24 protein-coding genes are annotated in these 25,588 nt (G+C 62.8%); 5 read left to right on the forward strand and 19 right to left on the reverse strand.

The features are described 5' to 3' along the window. Positions 1 to 200 precede the first annotated feature (200 nt). Together V7756_RS09275 and V7756_RS09280 are read left to right on the forward strand one after the other, a co-directional pair. Positions 201 to 1,319, forward strand: a complete 1,119-nt coding sequence (locus tag V7756_RS09275; protein ID WP_335609876.1) for an FAD-dependent oxidoreductase — start codon at positions 201 to 203, stop codon at positions 1,317 to 1,319. An 87-nt stretch (positions 1,320 to 1,406) separates the two neighbouring features. Beyond that, positions 1,407 to 2,438 (forward strand): methyl-accepting chemotaxis protein, encoded by a 1,032-nt coding sequence (locus V7756_RS09280; protein WP_335609877.1) that lies wholly within the window; start codon positions 1,407 to 1,409, stop codon positions 2,436 to 2,438. On the opposite strand, the gene V7756_RS09285 is transcribed toward V7756_RS09280, so the two are convergent. The 4 genes from V7756_RS09285 to smc all read right to left on the reverse strand — a co-directional run bounded on the left by V7756_RS09285 (position 2,412) and on the right by smc (position 10,462). Then, on the reverse strand, positions 2,412 to 3,455 hold the full coding sequence (locus V7756_RS09285) for a tRNA dihydrouridine synthase (RefSeq protein WP_335609878.1): 1,044 nt from the start codon (positions 3,453 to 3,455) through the stop codon (positions 2,412 to 2,414). The genes V7756_RS09280 and V7756_RS09285 overlap by 27 nt on opposite strands. Further along, complete coding sequence (ligA, locus tag V7756_RS09290) at positions 3,452 to 5,824, reverse strand: NAD-dependent DNA ligase LigA (protein WP_335609879.1); 2,373 nt, start codon at positions 5,822 to 5,824, stop codon at positions 3,452 to 3,454. The genes V7756_RS09285 and ligA overlap by 4 nt, the downstream gene beginning before the upstream one ends. 202 nt (positions 5,825 to 6,026) lie before the next feature. Further along, the gene (zipA, locus tag V7756_RS09295; protein WP_335609880.1) at positions 6,027 to 6,881 is read right to left on the reverse strand and encodes a cell division protein ZipA; all 855 of its coding nucleotides are present in this window, start codon (positions 6,879 to 6,881) and stop codon (positions 6,027 to 6,029) included. Positions 6,882 to 6,967: 86 nt separating this feature from the next. Continuing rightward, positions 6,968 to 10,462, reverse strand: a complete 3,495-nt coding sequence (smc, locus tag V7756_RS09300; protein WP_335609881.1) for a chromosome segregation protein SMC — start codon at positions 10,460 to 10,462, stop codon at positions 6,968 to 6,970. A 206-nt stretch (positions 10,463 to 10,668) separates the two neighbouring features. On the opposite strand from smc, the gene V7756_RS09305 reads away from it, so the two are divergent. Continuing rightward, positions 10,669 to 11,985, forward strand: coding sequence for an MFS transporter (locus V7756_RS09305; RefSeq protein WP_335609882.1), 1,317 nt, complete (start codon positions 10,669 to 10,671; stop codon positions 11,983 to 11,985). Between the two features lie 25 nt (positions 11,986 to 12,010). On the opposite strand, the gene V7756_RS09310 is transcribed toward V7756_RS09305, so the two are convergent. The 10 genes from V7756_RS09310 to ccmA form a co-directional block, all read right to left on the reverse strand. After that, complete coding sequence (locus tag V7756_RS09310; protein WP_335609883.1) at positions 12,011 to 12,373, reverse strand: STAS/SEC14 domain-containing protein; 363 nt, start codon at positions 12,371 to 12,373, stop codon at positions 12,011 to 12,013. A gap of 167 nt (positions 12,374 to 12,540) precedes the next feature. Then, on the reverse strand, positions 12,541 to 13,743 hold the full coding sequence (gene ccmI / locus V7756_RS09315) for a c-type cytochrome biogenesis protein CcmI (RefSeq protein ID WP_335609884.1): 1,203 nt from the start codon (positions 13,741 to 13,743) through the stop codon (positions 12,541 to 12,543). Then, positions 13,736 to 14,215 carry a cytochrome c-type biogenesis protein gene (locus V7756_RS09320; RefSeq protein WP_335609885.1) on the reverse strand — a complete coding sequence of 160 codons (480 nt, stop codon included), beginning with the start codon at positions 14,213 to 14,215 and terminating at the stop codon, positions 13,736 to 13,738. The genes ccmI and V7756_RS09320 overlap by 8 nt, the downstream gene beginning before the upstream one ends. Next, positions 14,212 to 14,766, reverse strand: a complete 555-nt coding sequence (locus tag V7756_RS09325) for a DsbE family thiol:disulfide interchange protein (protein ID WP_335609886.1) — start codon at positions 14,764 to 14,766, stop codon at positions 14,212 to 14,214. The genes V7756_RS09320 and V7756_RS09325 overlap by 4 nt, the downstream gene beginning before the upstream one ends. Then, on the reverse strand, positions 14,766 to 16,733 hold the full coding sequence (locus V7756_RS09330; RefSeq protein ID WP_335609887.1) for a heme lyase CcmF/NrfE family subunit: 1,968 nt from the start codon (positions 16,731 to 16,733) through the stop codon (positions 14,766 to 14,768). Before V7756_RS09330 ends, V7756_RS09325 begins: the two co-directional genes overlap by 1 nt. A 12-nt stretch (positions 16,734 to 16,745) precedes the next feature. Next, positions 16,746 to 17,225 carry a cytochrome c maturation protein CcmE gene (gene ccmE, locus V7756_RS09335; RefSeq protein ID WP_335609888.1) on the reverse strand — a complete coding sequence of 160 codons (480 nt, stop codon included), beginning with the start codon at positions 17,223 to 17,225 and terminating at the stop codon, positions 16,746 to 16,748. Beyond that, complete coding sequence (gene ccmD, locus V7756_RS09340; protein WP_335609889.1) at positions 17,225 to 17,392, reverse strand: heme exporter protein CcmD; 168 nt, start codon at positions 17,390 to 17,392, stop codon at positions 17,225 to 17,227. Before ccmD ends, ccmE begins: the two co-directional genes overlap by 1 nt. Beyond that, positions 17,389 to 18,132 carry a heme ABC transporter permease gene (locus V7756_RS09345; protein WP_335609890.1) on the reverse strand — a complete coding sequence of 248 codons (744 nt, stop codon included), beginning with the start codon at positions 18,130 to 18,132 and terminating at the stop codon, positions 17,389 to 17,391. The genes ccmD and V7756_RS09345 overlap by 4 nt, the downstream gene beginning before the upstream one ends. An 18-nt stretch (positions 18,133 to 18,150) precedes the next feature. Continuing rightward, entirely contained in the window at positions 18,151 to 18,825 is a 675-nt protein-coding gene (gene ccmB, locus V7756_RS09350; RefSeq protein WP_335609891.1) for a heme exporter protein CcmB, read from the reverse strand. Further along, a complete protein-coding gene (gene ccmA, locus V7756_RS09355) occupies positions 18,825 to 19,460 on the reverse strand; it encodes a cytochrome c biogenesis heme-transporting ATPase CcmA (protein ID WP_335609892.1) in 636 nt (211 codons plus the stop codon). Before ccmA ends, ccmB begins: the two co-directional genes overlap by 1 nt. Before the next feature lie 213 nt (positions 19,461 to 19,673). Between ccmA and fliK the strand changes: the two genes are divergently transcribed. After that, a complete protein-coding gene (gene fliK / locus V7756_RS09360) occupies positions 19,674 to 21,410 on the forward strand; it encodes a flagellar hook-length control protein FliK (protein ID WP_335609893.1) in 1,737 nt (578 codons plus the stop codon). Next, a complete protein-coding gene (locus V7756_RS09365) occupies positions 21,410 to 21,736 on the forward strand; it encodes an EscU/YscU/HrcU family type III secretion system export apparatus switch protein (RefSeq protein ID WP_335609894.1) in 327 nt (108 codons plus the stop codon). The genes fliK and V7756_RS09365 overlap by 1 nt, the downstream gene beginning before the upstream one ends. A gap of 174 nt (positions 21,737 to 21,910) precedes the next feature. On the opposite strand, the gene V7756_RS09370 is transcribed toward V7756_RS09365, so the two are convergent. From V7756_RS09370 to motD, 5 genes are all read right to left on the reverse strand, one after another. After that, positions 21,911 to 22,312: a DUF2802 domain-containing protein gene (locus V7756_RS09370; protein ID WP_335609895.1), complete on the reverse strand. Its 402-nt coding sequence runs from the start codon at positions 22,310 to 22,312 to the stop codon at positions 21,911 to 21,913. Between the two features lie 5 nt (positions 22,313 to 22,317). Next, entirely contained in the window at positions 22,318 to 22,797 is a 480-nt protein-coding gene (locus tag V7756_RS09375; RefSeq protein WP_335609896.1) for a chemotaxis protein CheW, read from the reverse strand. A gap of 94 nt (positions 22,798 to 22,891) precedes the next feature. Next, positions 22,892 to 23,650, reverse strand: coding sequence for a CheW domain-containing protein (locus tag V7756_RS09380; RefSeq protein WP_335609897.1), 759 nt, complete (start codon positions 23,648 to 23,650; stop codon positions 22,892 to 22,894). A gap of 101 nt (positions 23,651 to 23,751) precedes the next feature. Next, positions 23,752 to 24,546: a ParA family protein gene (locus V7756_RS09385; protein ID WP_335609898.1), complete on the reverse strand. Its 795-nt coding sequence runs from the start codon at positions 24,544 to 24,546 to the stop codon at positions 23,752 to 23,754. 87 nt (positions 24,547 to 24,633) lie between these two features. Continuing rightward, positions 24,634 to 25,479: a flagellar motor protein MotD gene (gene motD, locus V7756_RS09390; protein ID WP_335609899.1), complete on the reverse strand. Its 846-nt coding sequence runs from the start codon at positions 25,477 to 25,479 to the stop codon at positions 24,634 to 24,636. Between the last annotated feature and the right edge of the window lie 109 nt (positions 25,480 to 25,588).

Below are 25,588 nucleotides of genomic sequence, written 5' to 3' on the forward strand. Positions count from 1 at the left end.
AGATCTGGAGACTAGCAGGTTCGCACAGCGAAAGTCGATTTCGAAATATACGCATCATTCAGCACAATGCGACTTCATCAATGCGGGCAATGTGACATTTTGAAACACCCACAGCGTAGCCCGCCAATGCGCCTGCGACGCGTCTTTCCGACCAGCTGCAGGGGCTTCCGCTTTGTGCTCGCTGCCGCTAGGCTGGGCTGATGCCAACTTCTCTTCTGCAAGCGCCTTTGGTCATGATCGGCGGCGGCCACGCTCATCTGGTTGCCCTGCGCCAATGGATTGCCCGCGGCCAGCGCGCACCCGCTGGCAGCCTGCTGATCAACGCACAACCTTACGCCTGGTATTCCGGCATGCTGCCGGGGCTGCTGGCCGGCCGCTTTACTGCCGCACAGTGCAGTATCGAGCTTGCGCCACTGGCCGCCGCCTGCGGCTTGACGTTGATCTGCGATGAGCTGCTGGCGCTCGATGCCAGCAGCCAGGCAATCCTGCTGGCCAGCGGCAAGCGCCTGGGCTTTGCCAGGCTCTCGCTGAATACCGGCGCACTACCGGCAATCGACTTCAAGACTGACGGCAGCCTGCCGCTGGTGGGCGCCAAGCCCTTCCCCGGCATAGTGCAGCAAGTGCAGCAATGGCAAACCTGGCAGACGCAGCCACCGGCGCAGTTGGCGATCCTGGGCGGCGGCGCGGCGGGCGTGGAGCTGGCGTTGGCTCTGCGTATGAGTCTGCCGCAAACCCAGCTATCGCTGTTCTGCCGCAGCGGCCTGTTGGCCAACCACCCGCCTCGGCTGGCGCCACTGGCGCGCACCCGTCTGAGCAAGGCTGCGGTAAAGCTGCACGAGAATCTGCCGATAGAAAGGATCAGCGACACACAACTGTACGCCGCCGGGCGCGCGGTTGCGCAGCCAGATGCCGTCGTGCTGGCCACGGGCGCGGCAGCGGCCGGCTGGCAGCCGGGCAGCGGATTGCTCTGCGATGAACAGGGCTTTATTCGCATCAATGAACAGTTGCAGAGCTGCAGTCATGCGGCCATTTTTGCCACCGGCGATTGCGCCAGTTTGCCGAACACGCCACGCGCTGGCGTTTACGCCGTGCGCCAGGGGCCGGTGCTGGCGCATAACCTGCTGGCAGCAACGGGCAGCGGCACACTGCAGCGCTACCAGCCCCAACCGCGTGCACTGGCGCTGCTGGCCTGCGGCGATGGCAGCGCCCTGTTGAGTTACGGCGCACTGGCAACCCAGGGCCGGCTCGCTGGCAAACTGAAGGACTGGCTGGATCTGCGCTTTATGCGCGAGCATCGCTTGCCAGCGCACGGCGATTGAATTGCCCGGTGGGCGGTGGCCTAATGGCCGCCACAGGTCTGACTTCACAACAACAATGAGCAGTAGCGGTACCTGACGGAACACTTCATGCAAACAGGAATTATCGGCAAGGCGGCCTTGGCCTGCATTCAATTGGGCATGCTGGCGTGGCTATTTCACAGCCACGGTGGCGCCGCAGTAGGGCCAGCTCTGGTGCTTTGCCTGATTCCCTGGCTCGGCCTGCCCTGGCGCTACCCGCCGGCCGACCCGCCGCCAAGAGCCAGCGACGACAGCATACTGGCTGCCGTGGCTGCAGAGGCGGCCATCCACAGCGGCAAGGCCCAGCAACAGGCGGCGCGCCTGCAGGCGCTGGCCGACACCACAGCACCCTTACCGGAACAACTGCAGGCAACGCACAGCGGGTTGCAGCAGTTGGGCACCCGCTATACGCAGCAACAGCAGCAAAACGAGCACGACTACCACCACAGCGAACAGCTCAGTCAGTCGGTTACCCAGTTGTGCGGCGCCCAAAGCGCGGCGCAAACCAGCCTGCAAAACTGCCTGACCCAAGCCGGCCTGCTGCGCGGTCACAGCGCGACCAGCCTGCAACTGCTCAGCCAACTGCAACAGCAGAGCAGCCGCATCAGCAAGGTGACTCAGGTGATCGATGGCATCGCCAGCCAGACCAACCTGCTGGCGCTGAATGCGGCGATTGAAGCGGCGCGTGCCGGCGAAAGCGGCCGCGGCTTTGCCGTGGTGGCCGACGAGGTGCGTGCACTCGCCACCCGCACCACCGCCGCCACCGCTGAAGTGGGCGACATCATCAGCCAGATGGATCAGCAAAGCCTGCAGGTGGGAAATGAGATCACCGCGCTGGACGCCTGCGTGCAAAGCACCGACGCTCTGCTCACGCAATCGGCCGAGCAGCTGCAACGGGCCAGTCAACTGGGCGACCACGTGCGCGAAGAAGCTCGCAGCGCGGCGCAAGTCGACCCTGCCCTGTCAGCCGAGCTGTCTGGACAGTTGGAATCGCTCGAATATTTATTGCAGCAGAGCGAACAGGCGAGCCGTCAACTGATTGCCGAGCTGACGCAGCTCAGCCATCAGACCCTATCAGGCAGCGCCCAGAGCGCTGGCTGAGGGCAACGCCAACAGCGTTCGGGTTTGCTCCTCACCCGCCGCCAGGGCGGCGAGGCAGGCGCTGATGGCATTGGCATCGTTCTCACGGCGCAGCGCCGCAAACAGGGGCTTGGCCTCGGGATACGTCAGCCCCAGCATCGACAACCATTGTTTGAGCCGGCCGGGTGCATGGCGGTCGACCACGCGCGCGCGGGTCTGCTCGAAGAAGTCGGCGATCCAGGGCAGCAAGGTGGGCCAGGGCGCCATCTGGGCATCAGCACCGTCCAGCCCACGAATCTGCCGCGCCAGATCGGGCCGGCGCACCAGGCCACGGCCGATCATCACCTGCTGGCAGCCGCTGATCTGGCGAATCCGGTGGTAATCCTCGGGCGTCCAGACATCGCCATTGGCGATCACCGGCACATCCACCGATTCGCGAATGCGCGCCAGCCAGTGCCAGTGCGCCGGCGGCTTGTAGCCATCCATCTTGGTGCGCGCGTGTACGGTGATCTCGCTGGCACCGCCAGCCGCCAGCGCGGCGGCGCATTCCAGCGTCAGCGCGGTATCGCTGTAGCCCAGGCGCATCTTGGCGGTGACCGGAATATGCGCCGGGGTCGCGGCGCGCACACTGGCGACAATCTGCTGCAGCAGTTCCGGCTCGCGCAGCAGCGAAGCGCCGCCCCGGTGGCGGTTGACCGTCTTGGCCGGGCAGCCGAAATTCAGATCAATCGCCGGCGCGCCCATGCTGGCCAGCAGCGCAGCATTCTCGCCCATCCAGCGCACATCGGAGCCCAGCAGCTGCGGCCTTACCGGCACGCCGGTGCGGGTTTTCCAGTCATGGCTCAGCTCTGGCACTATGCGTTGAATTGTGCCGCGGTTGAGCAGTCCGGTGGTCACGCGAATGAACTCGCTGACGCACCAGTCGATGCCGCCAATGCGGGTGAGGATGTCGCGCATGGGTGGGTCGACCAGACCTTCCATCGGCGCCAGTACTATCACGGGCTTGGCTGAAACCGCGTCTGTGCTCGGCTGGGTCATGGCGTGATGCCCTGCTCTGCCAGCATGCTCAACAGTTGAGCTTCATCCATTACCCGTACGCCCAACTGCTCGGCCTTGGCCAGCTTGCTGCCAGCCCCCGGCCCCGCCACTACGCAGTGGGTCTTGGCTGAGACGCTGCCGGCGACCTTGGCGCCCAGGCCCTCCAGATGCTCCTTGGCCACGTCGCGTGGCATGGCTACCAGGGTACCGGTGAGCACCCAGGTCTGGCCGCTCAGCGGCAGACTGTCGGTGTGCGCTCGCGCAGACTCCCAGTGCATGCCGAAGTCGCGCAGCTGCTGCTCTATGCGCAGCGCCTGCTCTGCCGCCTGCTCATTCTGGGCGAAGGCGCGCAAACCCTTGATGGCTTTTTCATTCAGCCGCTCGACCTGTTTCAGATCCAGCCAGTCCGCCGCCAGAATCGCCTGCAGGCTGCCAAACTGGCTGGCCAGCCGCTCGGCACCGGTCTTGGCGATGTGCGGAATATCCAGCCGCGCGAGAAATTCGGCCAGCGACACGCTGGCGGCAAATTCGGCGCCCAGCTCAGGACTTTCCTGCGGGGCAACGCCGCGCGTCAGCAATTGATCGATGACCTGCTGGTTGTGCTCGTCAGCAAAGAAGTTGTGAATCTCGTACGCCACCTCGGCACCAACGTCCGGCAGGTACACCAGCACCTGCGGCAGCGCCTGGCGGATACGCGCCAGCGAACCCAGCGCGCGCGCCAGCAGTTTGGCGGTTTCTTCACCCACATCCGGAATACCCAGGGCGTAGATGAAGCGCGCCAGCGTGGGCGTGCGGCTGTCGGCAATGGCGGCCAGCAGGTTGCGGGTGGAGAGATCGGCAAAGCCTTCGAGCGCCAGCACTTGATCGTAGGTCAGTTGATACAGATCAGCCGGCGAGCCGACCAGCCCGGTATCCACCAGTTGCTCGACGCTTTTCTCGCCCAGGCCGTCGATATCCATCGCCCGGCGCGAGACAAAGTGAATGATCGACTGCTTGAGCTGCGCCTGGCAGGTTAGGCGGCCCACGCAGCGATACACAGCGCCTTCGGTGGTGGTCTCGCGGCCCTTGCCGCGTTTGGTCAACTGGGTACGCTCCACCGCCGAGCCGCAGACCGGGCAGGTTTCGGGCACCTCTATCGCGCGAGCATCGGCCGGGCGCCGTTCGCTGACCACCTGCATCACCTGCGGAATAACATCGCCAGCGCGGCGGATGATCACGGTATCGCCGACCATTACGCCCAGGCGGGCCACTTCATCCATGTTATGCAGGGTTGCGTTGGAGACGGTCACACCGGCGACCTGCACCGGTTTGAGCCGCGCCACCGGCGTGATGGCGCCGGTGCGGCCGACCTGAAACTCCACATCCAGCAGCTCGGTCAGTTCTTCCGAGGCGGGGAATTTGTGGGCAATGGCCCAGCGCGGTTCGCGCGAGCGAAAACCCAGTTCGCGCTGGTAACCCAGCCGATTGACCTTGAACACCACGCCATCAATCTCGTAGTCCAGCCCGGCGCGGCGCTCGCCTATATCGCGGTAATATTCCAGGCAGCCCGCCACACCCTGCTTGAGCTTGAGCTCACGGCTGATGGTCAGGCCCCATTCCTTGAAGCGCTGCAAGATGCCGACCTGGGTATCTGGCAGCTCGCCCTCTACGCGACCAAAACCGTAGCAGCAGAACTCCAACGGACGTGACGCGGTGATCGCCGGATCAAGTTGGCGCAGGCTGCCGGCTGCGGCGTTGCGCGGGTTGGCGAAGGTCTTGCTGTCATTGGCGCGCGCGGTTTCGTTCAGAGTCTCGAATCCGGCCTTGCTGATAAACACCTCGCCGCGCACCTCCAGTACCGCCGGCCAGCCTTCGCCACGCAGTTTGAGCGGCACGTTGCGGATGGTACGGACGTTGCTGGAAATATCCTCACCGGTGCTGCCATCGCCACGGGTGGCGCCCCGTACCAGCAAACCGTTCTCGTACAGCAGACTGACCGCAAGGCCGTCGAGCTTGGGCTCACAGCAGTACTCCACCTCTGCACCCTCGCCGAACAGATCACCCGCCGGCAGGTCCAGGCCCTCACGCACGCGGCGATCAAAATCCAGCATGTCCTGCTCGGCAAAGGCGTTGCCCAGGCTGAGCATGGGGATCTCGTGCTGCACCTCGCCAAAGCCGCCTGCTGGGGCACCGCCTACCCTTTGGGTGGGCGAATCGGGGGTGATCAGATCTGGATGCTCGGCCTCGATGGCCTTGAGCTCATTGAACAGGCGGTCGTACTCGGCATCCGGAATCGCCGGCTCATCCAGCACGTAATAGCGGTGGTTATGCTGGGCGATTTCCTCACGGAGCGCGATGGCGCGTTCGGCAGGCGTGGTGTGCTGGGACATGGGTAACCGGAGGTATTGGGAAACAGGGGGTAATTGTAACCAAGCCAGCCGCAGCGGCAAGCGCGGCGGCGTGGAGCTACAAGCGGCAAGCTGCAAGCCCCAAGTTGAAAATCAACAGCCATGTCGCAGTGCAGCTGGGGTTAGGGTTTCGCTTGTAGCTTGCCGCTTGCCGCAGGAAGGCTGGCGCCTTCCCGCGCTGCTTCTAGCGCCGCTGGTTGTAGTGGCGGCGTTCGAACTCGGCAATACGCTGACGGTAGTGCTCGATGGTTTGTGCGGTGAGCACGCTGCGCTGTTCGTCTTTCAGGTCGCCGCCCAGCTCGTGGGACAGCTTGCGTGCAGCGGCGATCATCAGGTCCAGCGCCTGCTTCGGGTGGCGTGGGCCGGGCAGGCCCATGAAGAAACTGACCGCGCGTACGTGCCCGCTGTCCATTTCGTCCAGATCAAAGACGCCGGGCTTGAGGGCGTTGGCCATGGAGAAGAGTACGTCGCCGTTACCGCTCATACTCTCGTGGCGATGAAAGATATTCATGTCGCCAAAGCGCAGACCACTTTCCAGAATGCTCTGATGCAGCGCCGAACCAACAAAGCCCAGCTCGTCACGCGCCACCACATTGATCACCAGTACTTCCTCGACCGGCAGCGACTCCTGCTCGGGTTTGGCTTCGGCTTTGGCCGGTGCCTCCTCCTTGCGCGCCTTGCCAGCCTTGCCTGACCTGGTAGCAGATTCCTGCGCGACCGGGTCGACCAGCACCGGCGGCTCATCCAGATCCAGGCCGACCTGTTGCGGCACGTGCCAGTCTGCGTCCGGCCGGGATTCGGCCACATCGTCCAGTTCAGCACCAAACGAGGGCTCCTCGCGCTCGGCTCGGCCACCCACTATCCGCGGCGGGCCAAGCAGTTCGTCGCCGCTCGCCTCTTCCGGCAAATCGCTGAGGTTGCGCTCAAGCTTGAAGCGAATGCGCGAACGCCCGCCCATGCGGCGCCAACCATCAAACAGAATGCCGGCGATGACAAGAAGGCCGATAATGAAAAGCCACTCACGCAAACCGAAATCCATGAATACCTGTTCCTGTTCTTACAATTCTGTTTGGGGCCAAAGCCCGCCTGTTATCTGGCCGGATGCTAGCACGCTCTCCGGCAAACTTACACTGCCGCCAGCGCTGCAGCCTCTTCCACGTCTACTGTGACCAATCGCGAGCAACCGGGTTCATGCATGGTCACCCCCATCAACTGATCTGCCATCTCCATCGCAATTTTGTTATGCGTGATGTAGATGAACTGGACCCGCGACGACATTTCCTTGACCATGCGCGCGTAGCGCCCCACGTTGGCGTCGTCCAGCGGCGCATCCACCTCATCCAGCATGCAGAAAGGTGCCGGGTTGAGCTGAAAGATGGAGAACACCAGCGCGATGGCGGTCAATGCCTTCTCACCGCCTGAGAGCAGGTGAATAGTGCTGTTCTTCTTGCCGGGCGGCCGCGCCATGATGGTTACGCCGGTATCCAGCAGATCATCGCCGGTCAGTTCCAGGTAGGCATTACCGCCACCGAATACCTTGGGAAACAGTGCCTGCAGTCCCTGGTTGACCTTGTCGAAGGTTTCCTTGAAGCGCGCGCGGGTCTCGCGGTCGATCTTGCGGATGACCTGTTCAAGGGTATTGAGCGCCTCCTCCAGATCGGCATTCTGCGCGTCCAGATAACGCTTGCGTTCGGACTGCTGCTCGTACTCTTCAATCGCCGCCAGGTTGATCGCGCCCAGGCGCTGGATGCGCGCATCCAGTTGCGTCAGCTGTTGCTCCCAATCGGTCTCGCTTGCGTTATCGGGCAGGGTTTCGAGCACGCCGTTCAAATCGTAGCCGGCTTCGAGCAGCTGCTCCTGCAGACCCTGACGGCGGGTTTGCAGGTCGCGCGCGGTCAGCCGTTGCTCGTCCAGTTGGGTGCGCAGTACCTGCGCCTGCTGCTCGGCCTGCACGCGCCGGGTCTCCTGCGCGCGCATCTGCTGATCGACGCCTTCCAGCGCCTGCCGCGCCTGCGTGAGCTGGTGTTCCACCTCCACACGCTGCTCCAGCAGGGTTTCCAGCTCGATGCGCTGATCGTCCTCCGGCGCCTGGCTTTCTTCCAGGGTCATGCGCAGTTGCTCGCGCCGTTCACCCAGGCGCTCTGCCTGCATCAACTGGCGTTCAAGCCCCTGTGAGGTGCTGTTCTGCTGCGCTTTAAGCGATTGCACGCGCAGGGCCAGCTGGTGGGATCTGTCCTTCTGCTGGCGGCCTTGCTGGCGCGCCTGATCCAGAGCTTCACGCGCCTGATCGCGCTGTTGCAACAAGGTTTCGCGCTGGCCGGTATCGGCTTCCATGCTGTCGAGCGCGCCCTGCAGCGTGAGCCGCGCTTCGCCAATCTGTTCCAGCTCGTCGCTGCGCTGCTGCTTGATATCCTGCAGATCGTCGCTGATGCGCTGGCGCCGGGCGGTGACCTGCTCCAGCCGCACCTGCTTGGCCGACCACTGCGCCTTGAGATCGCCTTGCTGACGCCCGAGCGCAGATAACGCCTGTTGCAGGCTCTCGCGCTGCTGCTCCAGGGCGCGAATGCGTTCGCGCAGGTCGCTCAAGCGCTGCTCGCCGCTCTCCAGCGCCCCTTCCTGCTCGGCCAGCTGCGCCTGCAGCTGCTCCATCTCCTGCTGCCGCGCCAGCACGCCAGACTCACTGGCCTCGCCACGACGGTAACGCAGCCAGTTGGGACCAACCCAGTGGCCCTGCGGGGTAATCAGGGACTCGTGCGCCGCCAGTTGTTCGCGCTGCGCCAGCGCCTGCAGCAGATCGTCCACGGGGCGGATGCTGCCCAGCCAGGGGCTAAGATCCAGCCTGGACTCCACCTTGTCGAGCAGGCTGCCGGGCGCGACCTGGCCCAGACTGCGCGTCTCCAGCAGGCGCAGCTGGCCCTGCTCGAAGTCGGCCAGTGCCGTGCTCAGGCTGGCCACATCATCCAGACAGACCGCTTGCAGGTCATTGGCCAGCACGGCTTCGACCGCCAGCTCCCAGCCGCTGGCGACCTGTATCTGCTCGGCCAGTTGCCGACCACCCGCCAGCCCCTGCGCGGCCAGCCAGTCACCAACGTCGCTGCCCTGGTCCAGTGCCGCTTGCTGCAACGCTTCCAGCGAGGCCAGACGGCCGCTACCACGCTGCATTTCGCCGCGACGGATGTTGAGCTCCTGCTGCAGCGCATTGAGATTTTCGCGCTCGTGCTGCAGGCTTTCGCTGACGTCGGCCAACGCCAGTTGATCGCCTTCGCCGCGCATTTCCAGCTCGGCCAGCTGTTCGCCCAGTTCTGCCAGCTCCTCGTCCAGCGGGCCGGCGCTCAGGGTGCTGCGCTCTTCTTCTAGACGCTGAATGCGCTCGCCTAGGCGCTCGATGGATTGCTCCATATGGCGAATGCGCGACTGCTCCACCTCCGCCTGCTGGCGTGGCGCCGCCGCCTGTTGATTGAACTGCTCCCAGGCCTGTTGCCAGTTCTGCATGGCCTCTTCAGCGCCCTGCAACTGAATTGCCGTGTCTTCATCGGCAGCGCCTGCCAGCTCCAGCTCGGGCTCCAGTTCGCTCAGCTCGTTCTGCAGGTCGGCCAGCAGCGCCTGATCCTGGGTCAGGTGGCTCTGCGCCTCCTGCCAGGCCTGCTCGGTCTGTTCTATATCTTCGTGCAGTTGCCTCTGCCGGTCGCGGTTGAATTGCAGCACCTGCTCGATGCGACTGATGTCGGCGCCCAGGCTGTAGAACCGCGCCTGTACCTGATTGAAGCGCTCATTCAGGTCGCTGTGCTGATCGCGCTGCTTCTCGATCTCGCTGTCGGCGTTGCGCTGCTCGGCAATCAGGCCTTCGAGCGCCACTTCCAGGTCGCGCACACGGTGCTCGCGCTCGCCGGCCTGCTGGTTCAGGTTCTGCCAGCGCAGGGCTTGCAACTGGGCCTTGAGCTGGCGCTCCTCGGCCTTGTATTCCTTGTACTTCTCGGCGGCCTGAGCCTGGCGTTGCAGGTGCGACAGCTGGCGCTCCAGCTCATCGCGCAGGTCGGTCAGGCGCGCGAGGTTCTCGTGCGTGCGGCGAATGCGGTTTTCGGTCTCGCGGCGGCGCTCCTTGTATTTGGAGATACCGGCGGCCTCTTCAATAAACAGGCGCAGCTCATCGGGCTTGGCTTCGATCAGCTTGGAGATCATGCCCTGTTCGATGATCGAGTAACTGCGCGGCCCCAGGCCAGTGCCCATGAAAATGTCGGTAATATCGCGGCGCCGGCACTTGGTGCCGTTCAGGAAATACTGATTCTGCGCCTCGCGGGTGACGCGGCGGCGGATGGAAATCTCGTTATAGCCGGCGTATTCGCCCTGCAGGGTGCCGTCGCTGTTGTCGAACACCAGCTCGATGGAGGCCTGCCCTACCGGCTTGCGGGTATTGGAGCCGTTGAAGATCACGTCGGTCATCGACTCGCCGCGCAGGTTCTTGGCCGAACTTTCGCCCATTACCCAGCGTACTGCGTCAATGATGTTGGATTTGCCACAGCCGTTGGGCCCCACCACCGCGCCCATGTTAGTGGGAAAGTACACGGTGGTCGGGTCCACGAAGGATTTGAAGCCTGCCAGCTTGATGCATTTCAATCGCATGGATGAGGCGTGTCCTTGCTCTACTCGGCGGCTGTTGCGGCGATATTTTGGCGGCAACAGAATAAACCCGCATTTTTACCCGCTATGCCCGGCAAAGAGAAGCCCCGCGCGGCAAATCCGCTTGATTGGCAAGGCTGGCCAAGCTCTGGCAACTGCGGCAAACTCTTGCGCCGAAGCCATCAGCGACCACGAGAAAGCCCCGCACCATGCCCAGCCAACCCGATCTGGACAGCTTGTACAGCAAGCTGATGAACGAAGAAGACGCGCGCGTCTGCAAGGATATTCCCGACGCGGCCTGCACCGATGTACCGCGCAACTTCTTCCAGCAGGTGCTGGCCAATACCCTGACCAGCCTGGGCGACACTCTGACCAACCCCAAGACCACCCTGGCCTGGCTGATGGGCGTGGTCGGCGCGCCAGTGGCGCTGATCGCCTGGCTGGTACCCCTTCGCGAATCCGGCTCCATGCTGCCGCAGCTGTTCATTGCCTCTTACATACGCCGGTTCAGTTATCGCAAGGGCGTGTGGGTGCTGGGCAGTCTGCTGCAGGCAGCCGCGCTGCTGGCGATGGGCGCGGCTGCCGCGGTGACTACTGGCGCCCTGGCCGGTGGCCTGATCATCCTCTGCCTGATTGTATTCAGCCTGGCACGCGGGCTTTGCTCGGTGGCCAGCAAGGATGTGATCGGCAAAACCGTGCCCAAGACCCGCCGCGGCCGCCTCAACGGTCTGTCTACCACGCTCTCGGGCTGGCTGGCTTTGGCCTTTGGTGTGTATTGCCTGATCTGGCCGCCGGCGGATGACGAAATGCTGTTTTACGCGGCGCTGCTGGTGGGAGCGGCATTGCTCTGGGTGCTGGCCGCACTGGTCTACCGCGGTATCGACGAGGCCCCCGGTGCCACCGAAGGCGCGGGCAACGGCCTGCGCGAAGCCATCGGCCGCATCAGCCTGCTACGCGACGACAAACCCTTTCGCCGCTTTGTGATTACCCGTGCGCTCCTGCTCTGCTCCGCCCTCTCGGCGCCTTACTACGTGGTGATGGCGCAGGATCTCGAAGCCGGCTTCGGTATGCTTGGCGCCTTTCTGGTGGCCAACGGCCTGGCCAGCAGCCTGAGCGCCATGGTGTGGGGGCGGATGTCAGACAAATCGAGCAAGCAGGTGCTGATTCGCGCGGCCTTTATCGCCAGCCTGCTGGGGCCACTGGTAATTGCGCTGCATCACTTTGCGGTGCTGCCGCAGGCGCTACAGGCCTGGCTGTTTCCGGTCGCCTTTTTCATTCTGGGTGTGGCGCACAGCGGCGTGCGGGTGGGCCGCAAGACCTACGTACTGGATATGGCGGGTGGCAACAAGCGCACCGACTATGTAGCGGTCAGCAACAGCGTCATCGGGCTGATTCTCTTGGCTACAGGCCTGTTCGGTCTGCTCAGCACCTTGATCGGCGCGGCCGGCATGTTGCTGCTGCTCTCGGGGATTGGTTTGCTTGGCGCCCTGCTGGCGTTCAGTCTGCCGGAAGTGCAGCAGGACTGATTGCCTGGATCTGCGAGCGCCGGCGTCAGCTGGCCTGTACCCAATCACGCGCGGCATCGGCCTGATCGGAAGCGAATACCCGCAAATCGATGGAGCTGAACAGTTTGTCGGCTATGTCGACCATGCGTTCCAGCCAATGACGGTCGGTGACCACGGCTTCGCGTTCAAAGCGGCCCCAGTGGGTGAAACCGAATTTCACGTCCTTGTAGAAGGCTTCGACGGAAATATCATCGAAGCTGGGCATCTCGACGTAAAGCCGTATTTTGGGATGCTTCTCCAGCGCCTGCTCGATCAGGGCGATAGCCTGATCCAGCACTTCGGTGGTGATGCGCTCTTCGATACGAAAGCCGACGACGCGATCATCGGCAAAGGGGATGGAGGTCAACATGGTGCGGCGCTCCTGCCTGCATAGAGGCTGTGGTCAGCAGCCTGGCACAGCTTAGCGATACCAGGCAAGGCCAGCATCAGGCTAGCGGTTAGGCGTTACCTGAGTCCAATCCACAATATAGACTCTGGCGCCGCCAACACCCAACTGATTCGCCAACAGGCCGCAGATCACTCCACGGCGCGGTCGATCACCAGTTCGAGGCGCTCGCTATTGCCGGCATGCACTTCGTCCAGCTGGCCAAGGTGGGTACCCTCGCGCGCATCTCCGCTAGGCGATACCCGCGCGACCAACTGCAGGCTCTGCTCGGGCGTCAGGCTAACGCCGGGGAGCATGGCATCGGCCTGACTCAGAGTGATCTCCAGCGGCAGCTGCGACAACGTCAGACGCTTGGCAATCAACGGCATCGGCGGGCCGGCCGGGTCGCGGGCAAATACAAACACGCTGGAATCGGGATCGAGCTGAGCCTGCAGGGCTGGCGCTACGCTGACCCGCAGTTTGATCTCGGGCCCTTGCACCACCTTGGCTGGCTGCTGACCATTGGCGGCCAGGCGCTCGCGCGCACGGTCGATACCACCCTGGATGGCCTGGGCGCCCTGACTACCCGGTTCGGTCGACTGCAGCAGCCGCTCCCAATAACCGATAGAGCCGGCATAGTCACCCGCCTCAAAGGCGGCAATGCCCAGCAAGCCGAGCGCGGTGGGGTTGTTGGGCTGCAACTCCAGGGTCTTGTCCAGCGCAGCAACTGCTTCAGGATCGAGCTGGTTGCCATTGGCGAAGTAGCGCGCCTGCGCCAACTGAGCCAGCACCTCCGGCGCCTCGCCAATCTGATTGAGGCTGTTGCCGAAGGCCTGTACCGCATCAGCCGGGCGCTGCGCGCTCATGTAGGCCCGGCCCAGCATGTACCAGGCTTCACCATTGGTCGGTTGCACCTCGACCACGCGCTCGGTACGGTCGATCAGGGCTTCCAGGCTACTGACCTGCGGGGTGTCCTGCATTTCGCGGTAGAGCGCCAGACCTTCCGGATTGCCCCACCATTGATACAGGCCTACCACGGCCAGTGGCAGCGCCAGCGCAGCCACTACCAGCACCACGGCAACCCGGCGCGTCAGCGGGGCGCGCGCTGCATCCGCCGCCGCGGTATCTTCCAGCAATAACCGGCTGGCTTCCTGCTGCGCGCCGAGCGCCTGCGCTTCACTCAGATCACCCGCTTGCTGCTGAGCCTTCAGCTCGGCGACGCGCTCCTCATACAAGGCAACGTTCAGCGCGGTGCGATCAACCCGCTCATTGCCGCGGCGACGCCACAACGGCCAGACCACTATCACCACCGCCACCAGCACCAGCGAGGCAGTGCTCAACCAGAAATCAATCATCTTGGCTCTTCTTTTCTTCCAGCAGTTGATCCAGGCGTTGTTGCTCTTCGCTGGTCAGGATGTTGTCCAGGGGGTCGTGGGCCGCTCGCTGGCGCCGACGAATCAGCATGAATACGGCGAGAAAGCCCGCCAGCAGGAAGAACAGCGGGCCAAACCAGAGCACCAGAGTGTCGCTGTTCAAGGCCGGTTTGTAGCGCACGAAATCGCCATAACGGGCGACCATGTACTCGACCACTTCCTCATCGCTGCGCCCTTCTTCCAATAGCCGGTAGACTTCCTTGCGCAGATCATCGGCAATGGGCGCGTTGGAGTCGGCGATGTTCTGGTTCTGGCACTTGGGGCAGCGCAACTCGGCGCTGATGGCATAAAAGCGCTCGCGTTCCTGTTCGGAGTCGAACTCGAAAGTGTCCACCGCTGCCTGGGCACTCAGCAGCACCACACCCAGACTCAACCCCACCAGCCAGCGCTTCATGGTTTAGCCTCCTCGACCAGAGCCTGATAGCGTGCCGACAGCTCGCTGTCCCAGACCCGTTCGTCGATCACGCCGATGAACTTGTAGCGCACCACACCCTGGGCATCGATCAGGAAGGTCTCGGGCGCGCCGTACACACCCAGATCCAACCCCAGGCGACCGTCAGTGTCGCTGATGTTCAACTGGTAGGGATTGTGGAAGTCGCGCAGCCATTGCTGCGCTGCCGCTTGGTCATCCTTGTAGTTGACGCCATGGATAATCACGCCCTGTGCCGACAGCTTGTTCAGCACCGGATGCTCGACCCGGCAGGCCACGCACCAGGTGGCCCAGACGTTGACCAGCGCCGGCTTGCCCAGCAGATCGCTGCGTTCGATAGTCTTGCCCGGCTCGGTCACCGAGGCCAGGCTGAACTCGGGGAACGGCTGATTGATCAACGGCGAAGGCAGCGTCAGTTCGTTCTTGCCCTCTTCCTTGCTCAGCAGGTCACGCAGGAAGAAGGCCGCCAACAGCAGAAAAATCAGCAGCGGCAAAACCAGCAGCGCACGGCGCATCAGACAACCTCCCCGGCATTGGCCGGAATGTTCTGGCGCTGGCGCGCCTTGATCCGGTAGCGTTTGTCGCTGGCCGACAACAGGCCGCCGAACATCATCATCAACCCGCCCAGCCAGACCCAGCGCACGAAGGGCTTGATGTGCACGCGGATGGCCCAGGCGTCACCTTCCAGCGGCTCGCCCATGGCAACGAACAGATCGCGGGTGAAACCGGCATCGATACCGGCCTCGGTCATGACCTGGTTCTTGACCTTGTAGAGGCGCTTCTCCGGGTGCAGCAGCGTAACCTCACGGCCGCCCTTGGTTACCCGTATATGGCCCTGATCCGATACCCAGTTGGAGCCTTCGCGGTGCTGTACGCCTTCGAAGGTGAACCCATAACCACCCAGCTCCAGGGTATCGCCCGGCGCCATGCGCAGGTCGCGTTGGTTGTCGAACAGGCTGGCGCCGATGATGCCCACCGCGCACACGGCGATGCCCAGGTGCGCCAGGGTCATGCCCCAGTAGCTGCGCGGCAGCGCACGCAAGCCCTTGGCCAGGCCCTTGTTTCGGGTCTTGTGCAGAATGTCGCGAATACTGGCGCCGGTCACCCAGAACACCAGCAGCAGCATGCTGCCTACGGCAAACAGATGGTTGCCAATCCACACGGCTATGGCAACAGCGCCCACAGCCGCGAGGATCAGCACCCATTTCAGTTGGCCGGTCAGCCAGCTCAGCGGGGTTTCCTTCCAGCGGCTGAGAATACCCACACCCATGGCCAGCATCAGGATCGACATCAAGGGCAAAAACATGCCGTTGAAGTACGGCGGCCCCACCGACACCAGGGTATCGAAGGCCGACATGATCAGCGGATACAGCGTGCCCAGCAGGACCATGAGCGCAGCCACTACCAGCACCAGATTGTTCACTAGCAGCAAGGCCTCGCGCGAGTTCCAGGTGAAGCCGATCTTGCTCTTGACCACAGGCGCGCGCAGCGCATAGAGCAGCAGCGAACCACCCACCACCACCAGCAGGAAGCCAAGAATGAATACGCCGCGCTCGGGATCGGTGGCAAAGGCATGCACCGAAGTGAGCACGCCCGAGCGTACCAGGAAGGTTCCCAGCAGGCTGAGCGAGAAAGCGGCAATGGCCAGCAGCACGGTCCAGCTCTTGAACACGCCGCGCTTTTCGGTGACCGCCAGGGAGTGAATCAGCGCGGTACCCACCAGCCAGGGCATGAAGGAGGCGTTTTCTACCGGGTCCCAGAACCACCAGCCGCCCCAGCCGAGTTCGTAATAGGCCCACCAGGAGCCCAGCACGATGCCCAGGCTGAGAAAGGCCCAGGCCACGATGGTCCAGGGCCGCGACCAGCGCGCCCAGGCCGCATCCAGCCGCCCGCCCAGCAGCGCAGCAATGGCAAAGGCGAAAGCGACCGAGAAGCCCACATAACCCATGTAGAGCATCGGCGGATGCACGATCAGACCAAAATCCTGCAACAGCGGGTTGAGGTCGTTGCCATCAGCCGGATAGAACGGTAACTGGCGATCGAAGGGATTGGAGGTCATCAGCATGAACAGCAAAAAGCCGACACTGATCATGCCCATGACGGCCAGCACGCGGCTGAGCATGTCCTCGGGCAGATCCCGCGAGAAGATCGCCACGGCGAAGGTCCAAGCCGCCAGAATCAGCGCCCACAGCAGCAACGAGCCTTCGTGTCCGCCCCAGACTGCGCTGAGGCGGTAGTACCAGGGCAGCGCCGAGTTTGAGTTGAGCGCCACATAGGTCACGCTGAAATCGTTGGTGATAAAGGCGTGCACCAGGCAGAGAAAGGCAAAAAATACAAACAGACACTGCGCCATGGCCGCCGGCTGGGCAAAACCCATGGCCAGCGAGTCGCCGCGCCAGGCGCCGTACAAGGGTACTGTCGCCTGCAACACCGCTAGGCAAAGAGCAATAATCAGGGCAACCTGCCCAAGTTCAGGAATCATGCGATCGGCACCTCAGTAGTTGCTTGCTGGCGCGTCTGCGGCTGCTTCGCCGGCCGCCGCCTTGTTGGCCTTGGCATCGTTCATCGCCTTGGCCACCTCAGGCGGCATGTATTCTTCATCGTGCTTGGCGAGCACTTCATCGGCCTGCAATACACCGCTGGCGTCCAGCCGGCCGAGCGCGACTATGCCCTGCCCTTCGCGGAACAGGTCGGGCAGGATGCCGCTGTAGGCGATAGTCACGGCGTGCGCGCCGTCGCTGACATCGAACTGCACATCCAGGCTGTCCTTCGAGCGCACCACACTGCCCTCTACCACCATGCCGCCGGCACGGATACGCGCCTGGTCGGGCACTTCACCGGCGACGATCTGGGTAGGCGTGTAGAACAGATTGATATTCTGCTGCAGGGCCGAGAGTGCCAGCGCAACCGCGCCACCTACCCCCAGGATCACTAGCAGGATGAGAATCAGGCGTTTTCTACGCAACGGATGCATCAACTTTCCTCCCGCCGACGTCGGCGTGCTTCAGCCTGCATCAGCTGGCGCTTTCCCAGCACCGGCGGCAGGAACAACAGAACCATAACCGTCGCCGTAATCCCGTAGGCAGACCAGACATATACCCCATGACCGCCCATGGCCAGAAATTCGAGCAGGTTGCTCATGCGCTTTTCTCCAGAATCTCGCGGACCCAGCGGGCCTTGTGCTCGCGGCGCAACACTTCCAAGCGCATGCGCAGCAGCAGGTTGAGCGCAAACAGGCCGTAGAAGGCCAATACCATCACCAGCAGCGGTAGCCACATCTCCGCCGGCATGGCTGGTTTTTCGGTAACGGTGAAGGTGGCGCCCTGGTGCAGGGTATTCCACCAATCCACCGAATATTTAATGATCGGGATATTCACCACGCCCACAATTGCCATTACCGCCGTGGCCTTGGCTGCGGTGTCACGATTGCTGATCGCCATGCGCAGGGCGATGATGCCAAAGTACAAAAACAGCAGAATCAGCATGGACGTCAGACGCGCATCCCACTCCCAGTAGGTGCCCCAGGTCGGCTTGCCCCAGATAGAACCGGTAATCAACGCCACGAAGGTCATGGCTGCGCCTATGGGGGCGGCGCACTGCAGGGCCACATCGGCCAGTTTCATGCGCCAGACCAGCCCCACAATGCCTGCGACCGCGAGCATCATGTAGCAGGACTGCGCCAGGATCGCGGCCGGCACATGAATATAGATAATGCGAAAGCTGTTGCCCTGCTGGTAGTCCTGCGGCGCGAATACCAGCCCCCAGACCACGCCCACGGCCAACGCCACCAGACTGAATATGGTCAGCCAGGGCAGCAGTTTGCCGCTGATGTCGTAGAACCATTTGGGCGAGCCCAGTTTGTGAAAAAATGTCCAGCTCATCGCTGTCAGTCTCCGCGCCTATTCACTCACGCCAATTCGCAACCCGGCCGCTATCGCCAGCGGTGCCAGACTCAGGGCCAATATCGCCAGGCAGCCCAGCCAGAGCAGGTAACCCAGTACTGGCAAACCTTGCAGAGCCGCGTCCATCGCGCCTGTGCCGAGAATCAGCACGGGGATGTACAACGGCAGTATCAGTAACGCCAGCAGCATGCCGCCGCTACCTTTGAGGCCCACCGTGAGCGCCGCGCCTATGGCGCCCAGCAGACTCAGCACAGCGGTACCCAGCAGCAGCGTGACACAGAGTGTTGGCATCACCGACCAGGGCAGCGCCAGCATCAAACCCAGCACCGGCGCCAACAGTACCAGCAACAGCCCGCACATCAACCAGTGATGCAGCACCTTGACCAACACCAGCACAGTCAAAGGGTGCGGTGAAAGCACCCACTGCTCCAGCGAACCGTCTTCGTAATCGCCACGGAACAGCCCATCAAGTGACAGCAGGGTAGCCAGCAGGGCGGCTACCCAGATAACACCGGACGCCATGCGTTGCAGCAGCTGAGGCTCAGGCCCGACCGCCAGCGGAAACAGGGTAATGACCATGGCAAAGAAAATCAGCGGATTGAGCAGATCGCCGGGGCGGCGCCAGGCCAATTGCCATTCGCGGCGGAACAACAGCCAGAGCATCTGTCGCATCAGGCGGCCCTTCCCAGCACAAGGCGGCGCACACCCGGCAGGTGCGCCAGGCTGTGGTGGGTAGTCAGCAAGACAGTGCCGCCTGCCGCCGCAAACGCCATCACGTGCTGCTCCAGCGCCAGTACACCGGCCTGATCCAGCGCAGTGAAGGGCTCATCCAGAATCCACACCGGTGGGCCCGGCAGGTACAGGCGAGCCAGGGCCACGCGGCGCTGCTGGCCGGCAGACAGCTGCCGGCAGGGTACATCTTCAAAACCGCGCAGCCCGACCTGTGCCAGGGCCTGCCAGATGGCCTCGCGATTGACCGGATGGTTCAATGCGCAGAGCCAGCTCAGATTCTCTTCTGCGCTCAGCACGGCTTTTACCGCAGGCGCGTGGCCGATATACAGCAGGTTGCGCCGCCACTGCTCGCGGCCGCGACCCCGCAGTACCGAGGCGCCGGCATAGTGCACATCCCCCGCGGTGGCGGGCATCAAGCCGGCAAGAATGCGTAGCAAGCTGGTTTTTCCGGCGCCGTTGGGGCCAGCCACCTGCAGCACTTCGCCCGGCTGCAGACAAAAGGACACGGCGGAGAAAAGCTCTCGCTCATCCCGCTCACAGGCCAGGTCGCTGACGTCGATCTGCTGCTTGCTCACCGTTACTCCAACACAGGCTGAATCGCACCGATACCATTGCGTTCATGATTCCGGCATGCTGGCCGCTATACTCATTGAAAGCTGTTTGATAGCTGATGCCAAAGGCGGGCCAGGAGCGCCGCCAGAAGGGGCCTCTAAGGGCCTTTCTTCGGGGCGCCATTATACATGCCCCCCTACCCCGGGGGACCTCGATTTACATCAACATGTGACAATATGAGCACCGACTTTCGCCTGCCCCCCATCGCCGCCACGCCGCCCAGCGCGCCAACCACGCCCGCTGCAGCGCCAACCGTGCGGCCGGGCGACGCCATTACCCTGGCGCTGCAGCTATTGCGGCCAATTGACGCACTGCAGCTTGGCGTGGGCGACAAGATCTCTGCCGAGGTGGTGCAGAGCAGCCCCCGCCCTAACGCCAATGGTCAGTTCGATGTGCTGTTGCGCCTGGCGCAAGGCGCTACCGGCACCGCCGCAACCACTCTGCCGGCGACCAGCCCGCAGCCAGTGAGCACCGGCACACAGATGCTGGTACAGGCGTTATCCCAGACCCAATTGATGGCCGTGCTGCAGCCGGCAACGGGCACACCGGCGGCACCCCCGCTCACGCGCCTGGATCCGGCTCAGTTTCCGCCCGGCAGCACCCTGCAGGCACAGGTGCTGAGCCAGCAGCCGGTGAGCGAAGGCGCCGGCAAGCAGCTTGCCTACGCGTTGTTGGCCAAAGTGGTACAGGGCGCGGGCAATGGCAGCGTACTGCAGCTGACCAGCAGCCAACCGGTGGAACCGGGCACCAAATTGAACGCCAGTGTGGGCGCCCAGGGCGAGCTGCGGGTATTGGCCAGCAGCGCACAGCAGCGCCAACTCGATCTGTTACAAGGGCTGCGCAGCACCCTGCAGAGCCAGGCTTCAAGCGAGCCCCTGCTGAGTCGACTGGATCAGTTGCAGGCTGCCCCGCGCTCTTTGCCAGCCGTACCCGCGCTCCAACAGGCGATCACTCAGGTGTTGCAGCAAATAGCCACACCGCAGCAATTGACCACCGCTAGTGGCGTTGCCACGGCAATCAAGCAGAGCGGCCTGTTTCTCGAGCCCAACCTGGCGCGGCTGGCCGAGTCACTGATAGCCCAAACGGCCACCAAGCAGACCGCCAGCCCGACGCCGGCCGGCACCGAGGCAGGCGGCGTCAACCCGGCGTCCGCTGCCCGCGCCCTTCCCGCGCTGGAAAAACTCTTGCCGCTGCTCGCAAGTCTCTCCAAGCCCGGCGCAGCCGAGCCGCTGGTAGGCGTCGACCTGAAGGGCACACTGGTGAACTTGCTGATCAATCTGCAGCAGCAGCTACCGCCAGGCAGCCTCGGCGCCCTGGCGCTGCCGCCCGGTCCGTGGCAGCAGGCCAGTCAGGCTGCAGCCCAGCAACAACTCAAAGCGGGAATGTTCCCCCTGCCCACGCGGGCCTTGCAGGCGCTTGGCGAAACCAACGACCTCGGCAGCCTGCTGCGGCTTACCGCTGCGCTGCTGTCACGCATCCAGCACCACCAGTTCCAGAGTCTGGGCCAGACCCAGAGCTTTGCTGACGGCAGCACGCAAACCACCTGGCAACTGGAGATTCCGCTGCGTGACGGCCAGCAGTTCAACCATGTGCAAATGCGCATTCAGCAGGACAACCCACCGCCCAACGCCAAACAGGCCGAACCGGTTCCCCAGTGGGAAGTACGGCTAGCGTTCAACCTGGATGAGCTGGGCAGCCTGCAAGCCATAGCGCGATTGCGCAAGGACAAGGTCAGCAGTGAATTCTGGGCCGAGCGCGCCAACACTCTGAGCCTGGTCAGCAACGAGCTGACCGAATTGCGGGATCGTTTGCTGGCCAAGGGGCTGGAGGTGGGCGAATTGAGCTGCCATCGCGGTACGCCGCCCCCGCCGCGACAGGCGGTGCAGCAAAGCTGGATTGACGAGGTAACCTGATGAGTAACAAGCGCGAAGCCATAGCTCTGGTCTACGACGGGCAACAGGCGCCCACAATCACGGCCAAGGGCGAAGACGAGCTCGCTGAGCAGATCATCCAGTTGGCCATGGACTATGAGGTGCCGATTTACGAGAACGCCGACCTGGCGCGCATGCTCACCCAGATGGAACTGGGTGACCAGATACCCGAAGCGCTCTATCGTACCATCGCCGAAATCATCGCCTTTGCCTGGTACCTGAAAGGCAAGCGCCCGGCAGGTTTCAATCCAGACGGCGATCAGCCGCAGCCCAAGCGTCTGACGCGAGATCAGCCGGCACGGGACTAACGATCAGGGCCGAACCGCACGTAGGTAGCACCACGATCATAGCGGCCCGAGAAGCTGTTCTCTGCTCGCGACGAGTTCCATCCCGGCCTGCGGTGGCGTGGCCAAACCTACTTGTCGAGATGGAACTCGAGCGTCCAAGACACAACCATCAGTAGCCTAGCGGAGCAAGGCTGGTCAGCCGCGCCGGCCGCCGTGCAATTTCACGAAGAGCTCTGCTTCGGCCTTGGACAGGCCACAGGATTGAGTAAGGTCTTCAATGCTGGCACCCATGCCGACCAGGCGCGCGGCCTGATTGTAGGGTAGCGATTGCGGGTCCTGGGTTTCCAGCTTGAGCTGCTTGTCTTCCAGACGCTTGAGTTGAGTGCGCAGCGCGCTGAGCTCCTCGCCCATGCGGATACTGCCCTGCTGGAAGCTGGCCAGATCACGCGACAGTTGGTCCTGCCGCGCGCGCATGTGTTCGGCCTGCTGCTGCAGCTGGGCGGGCAAACGTCGAACCTGGGCAAACAACACCACCAGGGCCGCTACGATCACGCCCATTACGCTGCCAAGCAGCAACAGCAGCCAGGGTTCAGTCATGGAGGTCAAAATCCGGACATTTCAGCCCACTCATCCTCGGTCATCATTTTTTCCAGATCGACCAGAATCAGCAGTTCATTGTTCTTGTTGCACACACCCTGAATGAACTTGGCCGACTCGTCGGTACCGACGTTTGGCGCAGTTTCTATCTCCGACTGACGCAGGTACACCACCTCGGCAACGCTATCGACCAGAATCCCGACCACCTGCTTGTCGGCCTCGATGATGACGATACGGGTATTGTCGGTAATGGGAGCCGGCGTAAGTCCGAAACGTTGACGGGTGTCGATGACGGTTACCACGTTGCCACGCAGGTTGATGATCCCCAGCACGTAGGACGGCGCGCCCGGTACCGGAGCAATCTCGGTGTGACGCAGCACTTCCTGCACCTGCATGACATTGATGCCATAGGTTTCATTGTCCAGGCGGAAGGTCACCCATTGCAGGATCGGATCTTCAGAACCTTGTCCGGAATTGTTTTTCATTATCTTGTTTCCCGATCATCGTTGATAGCGGTCCAGCGGCCTGGGACGCTGGATATTGGCGCTGACGCTAGGTCAGACAGCCCGGTTTCAGGGGTTATCCTAATGCTGGCTTTGCGGCATTACCAGAGACCTGATCTGCCACGCCCTTGACTATCAGGCTAGCCAGCGCCGATACATCCAGCAAGGCACACATATGATCAATCACGGTACCCGCCAGCCAGGGACGCTTGCCTTGCTGTGAGCGCCATTTGATCTGGTCCGGCTGTAGCCTGATCGACTGATGCACACCGTGCACCGCCATGCCCCAGTCATAGCCTTCGACCGAGATCACAAAGGCCAGGCTTTCTTTCATCTCGTCAGCGTAGCGCTCTGGCATGACCCAGCGCGCCGTATCCAGCACCTTCAGATTGCCCGCCTGGGTCGGCAGTATGCCCAGAAACCAGTCTGGCTGGCCAAACAGGGGGGTAATTTCCGCATCCAGCGGATAAATGGTGCCAAGCGAGACCAACGGTACCGCCAGCTTGAGCCCACCTACATCAAACAGCAACGCTTCAAAGGACTGCTCGCGCCAGACCGCGTTGGCGGCAGGTGCCGGCGGTGCCGGTTCAACAGCAGGCTCGACCGCCGCCTCAGGCGCACGCAGCTCGACCGGGGGTAACGCCCTAACCGGGCGCAGTGGCGCTTCCGGGGCGGGTGCTTCGCGTGCAGGTGCGACCTCCAGATGCGGCTGTACTGCCGGCGCAGACTCTTCCCGCGCCAGTTCTTCTGCTGCATCCTGCAGCAGCGCATCCAGATAATGCTGAATGGTCTGTTCCGGCACAAACTCCTGCACCGGCAGTCTGGATTTACTCATAACAGCTGCATCATCCTGGTTTATTGCCGATGGGCATCCGTCGACAACCTTGAATCTATATCGGCGGCCACTTGCAAAGCATTAGCCAGCCACTTGCGTCCTCAAGCCACCTGCTCGCCGCGCGACAGGCTTTGCGCCAGCAAATAGCGCAACAGCGCACGATACGCCAGCACGCCGCGCGCACTGCTGTCCAGCTGCGAGGGCACTACGCCGGCCAGGCTGGCGTCACGCAGTTTGGTGTCTATCGGAATGTAGGCCTGCCAGAGGTGATCGGCATAATCACGGCGCAGCATTCGCAGTGTGCTCAGCGACGCCTGGGTGCGCCGGTCAAACAAGGTGGGGACAATGCTGTAGGGCAAGGCCTGCTTGCGCGAGCGGTTGACCATGTTCAGTGTGTGCACCATGCGCTCCAGGCCCTTGAGGGCAAGAAACTCGGTCTGTACCGGAATAACCAACTGCTCGCAAGCCGCCAGGGCGTTGATCATCGACACCCCCAGCAAGGGAGGGCTGTCGATAATCACAAACTGGAAATCGTTCCACAGCTGCGCCAGCGCGCGGGAAATCACCAGACCATAGCCACCCTGGGCAGCGGACTGGCGCTCGAGCGTGGCCAGCGAGGTACTGGAGGGCAGCAGCTGTATTTTCGGATGGGACGTATCCAGCAGCAGCGCCGCAGCCAGGCCCTCGGGCACCTGGCCATTGTGCTGAAACAGGTTGAATACGCTGCTGGTGAGCTGGTCCGGATCATGCCCGAAGTAGCTGGTCATGGACCCATGCGGATCCAGGTCCACCACCAACACGCGCTGCCCCTGGTCCGCCAGCAGGCCAGCCAACGCCACAGCGGAGGTGGTCTTGCCCACACCGCCTTTCTGGTTGGCTACCGCCCAGACTCTCATGGCTTACCTCCGGGGGCATTCCTACTCGGACAAACCCCACTACACGTGATAAACGACAACATTTTGACAATTCAAACCTGTTTACAACTAGGGAGCAGTAGTCGATGCAGAACCCGTGCCAGAAGGGTTGGGCGTTGCGGTTTCGCTACGTGCTTCGCGCATTACATTGACCGACTCCGGCTCGCCGCCAAAAGGCTCGTGACGCTTGTCAACAAAGCGTGACACCAGCAGCACAACACGGCGATTGGCCTTGCGCCCCGCCGCCGTAGTGTTATCGGCAACGGGCCTGAATTCACCATAGCCTACCGCAGCCAGCCGGTCAGGGTTAACCCCGCCATTACTGAGCATACGCACGACGCTGGCGGCCCGCGCTGCGGACAGCTCCCAGTTGGTAGGGTAGTTGCCGGAGCGCATCGGCACATTGTCGGTAAAGCCTTCTACATGCACCGGATTGTCGTAGGGCGCCAGTATCTCGGCGATGCGGTCGATCAACCCAAAGGCGGCATCCAGCGGCAGCGCATCGCCGCTGGGAAACAGCAGCCCGGAGCTCAGCTCTATTTCTACCCAGAGCTCGTTACCGCGCACCTCCAGGTCGCCGGCCTGAATCAGGTCACCAAAGGCCTGCTGCATCGCCTGGGTAATGTCCTGCAGGGCGTCAGCGCCGCTGTCCTGCTGGCCAGACTGGGTGCCACTATCGTCCTGGGTACCGATTCCACGCGGTTTCTCCTGCCCGATCTGGATCGGATCTATCGCTCGCTGTGGCTGGTTGAAAGCGCCCTCGAGGGTATCGGAGAGCACCTTGTATTTGCCTTCGTTGACCGAGGAAATGGAGTACATGACGACAAAAAATGCGAACAGCAAGGTGATGAAGTCGGCGTAGGACACCAGCCAACGTTCATGATTTTCGTGCTCTTCCTGGCGACGTCGCCGCATGCCCCTCTCCCGCTGCCGCAGACCATACTGCCCGATGCATTACCGATACCGCCGTGCACACAGCGGTAAAGTCGCCTGCGCTCGCATTAACCATTGATTGTCACCCGTC

Origin of the sequence: Halopseudomonas sp. (assembly GCF_036961105.1) — a bacterium.
In the GTDB taxonomy this organism is placed as follows: domain Bacteria; phylum Pseudomonadota; class Gammaproteobacteria; order Pseudomonadales; family Pseudomonadaceae; genus Halopseudomonas.